Source organism: Paenisporosarcina sp. P4_E4_2 (assembly GCF_056401595.1).
This window is the reverse complement of the sequence record NZ_JBFUJC010000251.1, coordinates 1-4,645: the sequence shown is the minus strand read 5'-3', so window position 1 is coordinate 4,645 and position 4,645 is coordinate 1. Positions and strand designations below refer to the sequence as shown.

The 4,645-nt window shown below is 37.9% G+C and carries 4 protein-coding genes and 1 pseudogene; 4 read left to right on the top strand and 1 reads right to left on the bottom strand.

The annotated features are described in order from the left end of the window. Window positions 1–413: 413 nt before the first annotated feature. A complete protein-coding gene (locus AC1DSB_RS14750) occupies window positions 414–1,403 on the top strand; it encodes a M23 family metallopeptidase (protein WP_477586984.1) in 990 nt (329 codons plus the stop codon). Window positions 1,404–1,986: 583 nt separating this feature from the next. Next, a complete protein-coding gene (locus tag AC1DSB_RS14745; protein ID WP_477586983.1) occupies window positions 1,987–2,667 on the top strand; it encodes a DUF3885 domain-containing protein in 681 nt (226 codons plus the stop codon). Between the two features lie 97 nt (window positions 2,668–2,764). On the opposite strand, the gene AC1DSB_RS14740 is transcribed toward AC1DSB_RS14745, so the two are convergent. Continuing rightward, on the bottom strand, window positions 2,765–3,604 hold the full coding sequence (locus AC1DSB_RS14740) for a tyrosine-type recombinase/integrase (RefSeq protein ID WP_477533263.1): 840 nt from the start codon (window positions 3,602–3,604) through the stop codon (window positions 2,765–2,767). A gap of 120 nt (window positions 3,605–3,724) precedes the next feature. Here AC1DSB_RS14740 and AC1DSB_RS14735 point away from each other — a divergent pair, with 120 nt between their 5' ends. Together AC1DSB_RS14735 and AC1DSB_RS14730 are read left to right on the top strand one after the other, a co-directional pair. Beyond that, window positions 3,725–3,949 carry a DUF3953 domain-containing protein gene (locus AC1DSB_RS14735; protein WP_477533264.1) on the top strand — a complete coding sequence of 75 codons (225 nt, stop codon included), beginning with the start codon at window positions 3,725–3,727 and terminating at the stop codon, window positions 3,947–3,949. 221 nt (window positions 3,950–4,170) lie between these two features. After that, a pseudogene (locus AC1DSB_RS14730) lies at window positions 4,171–4,645 on the top strand (S41 family peptidase); the annotation flags it as partial.

The following is a 4,645-nucleotide window of genomic DNA, read 5'->3' as shown; positions in this document are numbered from 1 at the left end:
CACTAAAACATACTTTCCCTTCAATTCTTCACTTCCCTAATCCAATTATTATCAAGTATCACATCCATTATATTTTTTACTTTAAGCAATAAATTATACCTTTATAGCGCTCACTAAATTCGACCTGCTTTAGGGAAATTTTGGTCGAACTATGTTTATCAAATCGCCAATTTCCTTTTACTTAGCATTAGAACAGTGATTATTATAATTGTCCTCACTCTCCTTTTCTGGGATGCTGATGAAAAAAGTGAATTGCGAGTTGGAATCTGTACATTATTCAGTCAAGGCTTTCTTTAGTTAGCTCACTTTTTCCCTCCTGCAGGTGGCAATTTTTTCATTTCAACTAAATGATTCATGAAAATAAATGAAAAGGAGAAACTATGTAATGTGTTGCTAAAAGGAGGGTTTTATTTTTGTTCCAGAGTCTTCGATACCCGATTTTTTTGGTGTTGAGTTTTTTCGCTTTGGCGTCGGTTGCTACAGCTGAAAGCGAACAATCCAAAGAACAGCTTTTGATCCAGCGTATGGGCTATTACCAACATTATTCAAATCCTTCTGTGCCGTGGTACTTTCTGGCGGCAGTGGACAAGTATGAGCGTAATATCCAGCAGGTCCGTAACGATTTAACAAAAAGGGAAGGTCCAATTGCCCTTCAGTTTTCAGATGCATTTTGGGTGGGTGACTTGAACCCGGTCAAGAACGATAGGCTTTCCTCTGCCATCTCATTTTTCGGTGGGAATGGAATGGACGGAAGTGGGGACGGCAAGGCAGACCTAGAGAATAATGACGACTTGATGCTCACGCTGTCCAATTACTTGATTAAATACGGACATTCCGAAAATGATTTCAAGAAGGCACTTAAAGATTATTACGTTCGCGATGAAGCTGTTAGGCAGATTATGATAATTGCACAGATCTACCAACATTTTGAAACGCTAGACCTGGATCAACATGCCTTTCCCCTTCCTGTCGGAAACGATTACAGCTACCGTAGTACATGGGGTTCCAGCCGTGGCTGGGGCGGACGCCGAATGCATGAAGGTACGGATTTGTATGCTTCCTATGGTGTCCCGGTCCGATCTACAACATATGGCGTGATTGAGGTAATGGGCTGGAATGACTTCGGCGGTTGGCGTGTCGGAATCCGCGATATCGATAATACGTACCATTACTTCGCCCATTTGTCGCATTTCAATAAAGGCGTCAAGGAAGGCGATATTGTGGAGCCTGGGATGATCATCGGCTATGTTGGAAGTTCCGGGTACGGGAAGAAAGGGACTTCAGGCAAGTTCCCACCTCATCTTCACTATGGAATGTATAAATTCAATGGCCGGATTGAATGGGCATATGATCCGTTCCCTTCTTTGAAACATTGGGAAATCGAGGACAGGAAAGCCATGTAAACAAAGGTACCCCACAGACTCATGAATGTGGGTACTAGCGCTTGTCTCGCAGCCGTTGTTCCTGTGCTAGCCGCAGAGACGTTCAGATGCTTTCATTTTCGGATGAGTATTTGTTCTTTTCGCCTTCACTTACAGGAAAGAGTGATAATTTTTTTAAAAACACTTGGGGGGGACTTTTGTTGAAGAAATTACTGTGCTGTGACTACAACCGAAAAGGAATTATAAACCGCAATCATTTTTTACGGCGGAAATGCTTAGATATATACAAAAATAAAGAGTCCGATTCATAAAAGAATCAGGACTCTTTTTAGTAATTGCTGACCTGAAATTTGATGAAAATTGGTATAAGGAATAGGGCTTCTTCAAGTAACTGGGAGCTTTATTTGACGTTCCTTGGGCTTGCTTTGATAGCTCTTTTTTCTTATTGAATAACTCCCATGAAAATTAATCTTGTTCAACTAACGGGGCAGGTTTGTTGAAGATGCAAAGTTATAATTATTATCAAATTGATTATTTATGTAGACAAATCCAAACCTTTTTCGGATACCTTGGATTCGATCTAAATGAAAGCGAGAATGAGTAAATGAACATAATGGACTATCTTAAGGGGAGGTTTCCAACTGTCGAATTAATCCCAAGCATTTATTATCAATGGGACATTGGCATCCACTTTTCACTTGGTGGGGAACTCTATCAATTCAAAGACAATGATGATCTCAATCTTGATTATTTTCGACTTGTATATAAGCAAGCCTCAACAATTTTCAATGAGTTGTTTGAGCAAAATGACGACTTGTTCTTCGTGACGAATGTTTATAAGCACAAAACAAAAGAGAAACATACTAGAAAACTGAAGGTATATCAGCCGTTTCTCAAGTGTAAAAATAAATTGAATCGAATTCAGGTGAAAACGTACCCTTATCCGTTCGAGTCGGACGAAGGAGAAGAATTCGAGCTGCAACAATTTTCCTTGTTGTGTAAGCGAGGAGACATACGTGTGAATGAATTACTTAAGGCAGCGAGTAATGAAGACTTTCCATTGAAACCAAAGTTCGGAAGGTACTACATCGATTATCCCGATGTTTTCTTAGTGAACATCACAAAAGACATTATTTTCTTTGTCTACGACGACCGAGGATGCGAAGTTATAGCCCGTGAAGCAGATCGAATACGTCCACTTTATGAGAAATACTACGATTGGGTAGAAGAAGTTGATAGAAAAAGGATTGAACAAGGGTTAGGAGGAAGAGGATTGAAAAAATGAAAACAATCAAAGTATTTCATTCTATTTTCTCTTGTTCAACTAACGGGTGCTTTAGTAAAGTAGAGCAACGTATTTTAAGACGTTGCTCCTTTTACTTTTAAAAGTACTTCTGATAATACTCTTTCCTTAACCTTCCACTTAACTGAGCATAGATCTTGGTGGTTTCACTTTTCTCATGCCCCATAAGACTTTGTATGACTTCAATAGGAGCTCCATTATTCAATAAATGAGTTGCGTAGCTGTGTCTCAGTTGGTGTGGATGAAAATCTTTATTGATTTCCGCACGATTGGAGATCCGCTTGATGATGTATCGCATTTGGGCGACACTCATTTTATGTGGCTGTCTTGCTGTTACAAAGATGGCTGAATTATGGTCATTACGGCTTTCCATATAGCGTTTAAGCCATATGTCACAACGTGTATTAAAATAAACTTCTCTTTCCTTATCGCCTTTTCCTCCAACGATCGCGGATTGATTGGACCAATTAATATGGTTCTTTTCTAACGCAACTATTTCTCCAATTCGACAACCGGTAGAAAACATGAATTCAAAAATCGCTTTTTCCATTGGGGAATGACAGGATTCACGAAGGTGTTCAATTTCCCGTTCGGTTAAATACTTGGGTATCCGCTTCCCTACTTTGGGTTCTTTAATTTTGGAAGTTGGATTTTTACTCAGGTAGCCTTCTTCATGGCACCAACGAAAAAATGATTTCATAAAGCGGATACGATGTGCAAGACTGGCCGGTTTTAAATGCTTGCCGGATATAGCGAGATATTCCTTCAGTTGATTTGTATCCAGTAATTCCATCTCTACATCCTTAAAATAACCAATTAGTAGCAAAGACTGTAACAGGTAAGCCTTCAACGTTTGTGGCGAGAAGCCCTCTATTCGCTTATCAGCTTCAAACGAAGCCCATGCTTTTGAGAGTAACAATTTCATTCCCCCTAAATTAGTAATATTAAAAGGATTATTGCCAACTTAATAGAATTATAGACATAGGATGTGTTTTTACTAACGGGGCAGTTTAGTTCAATAATTCGAGGGGGAATTGAGTTGAAAATTATTAAAATAATTCTTGTTTTAATTGTAATAGCACTTTCAGCATACGGCTTAATTACAAAAGATTTTTTGTATGGTCCAATATCATCTTTATTGCTTGGAATTTTTATTGCAATTATAGGAATAGAGGAATTTAAAAATAAAGGTAAAAATAGTTGGGGTATGTTTTTTATACCAGTATCTTTATTAGTTATTGCGGTGGCTTTATTTAGTTTCTAATTAAATTTAGGGAGAAATTTTCAACTAATTCAGTGTTAAGTCCTAAATAAATAACCAATTCTATTAAAGTTTGTGAAGTATCTTACTTAAACTAACAGGTGCTTTACTTCAATAAGGAGTGAAGCATTTTTTCTTAATAAACTAACGGGGCAGTTTAGTAAAACAAATAAGTGGGTCATTTTTCGGGGATGGGCGATTGTAAAAGGAGGAATAAAAATAAAATGTACGGTGAAGTTTTTGAAGAAATCATTTCAATAATGCGTAAAGATTACTCGGGTTGCCAAGACAAACACGGGTGGGATAACCCGGACTTTTACAGAGGTATTCTGCTGGAGAAAAGGAGTTCTTTTACACCTGATGAATTTGTTGAATTAGTTAAGGATTATCTTATTGATTTCAAGGATAATCACATTCATTTTATTCGTACTCAGAAGAGTAAAGAGATGCGGAAAGACAGAGGTTTTAAGGTACGTCGATTTGAAAATCTTCTCTATGTTACTTCTGTACAAAATGAAAAAAAAATAACTGTAGGCTCCGTTATTTCTGCTTTAGATGGTATCCCTATCATGGAGTTGAGAGAGCGGTATCGCCGTAATTTAAACGAAAATCATCCTGAGAGGGAAAACTGGAATCCAATCCTCCTCAAACACGAAAATTGCACAATAGTAAATGATGATAAAACAATAAGCTTATTGA

Coding starts and splice junctions, on each gene's coding strand:
- AC1DSB_RS14745 (WP_477586983.1), top strand. CDS start 1,987: ATGAACATAATGGACTATCTTAAGGGGAGGTTTCCAACTGTCGAATTA.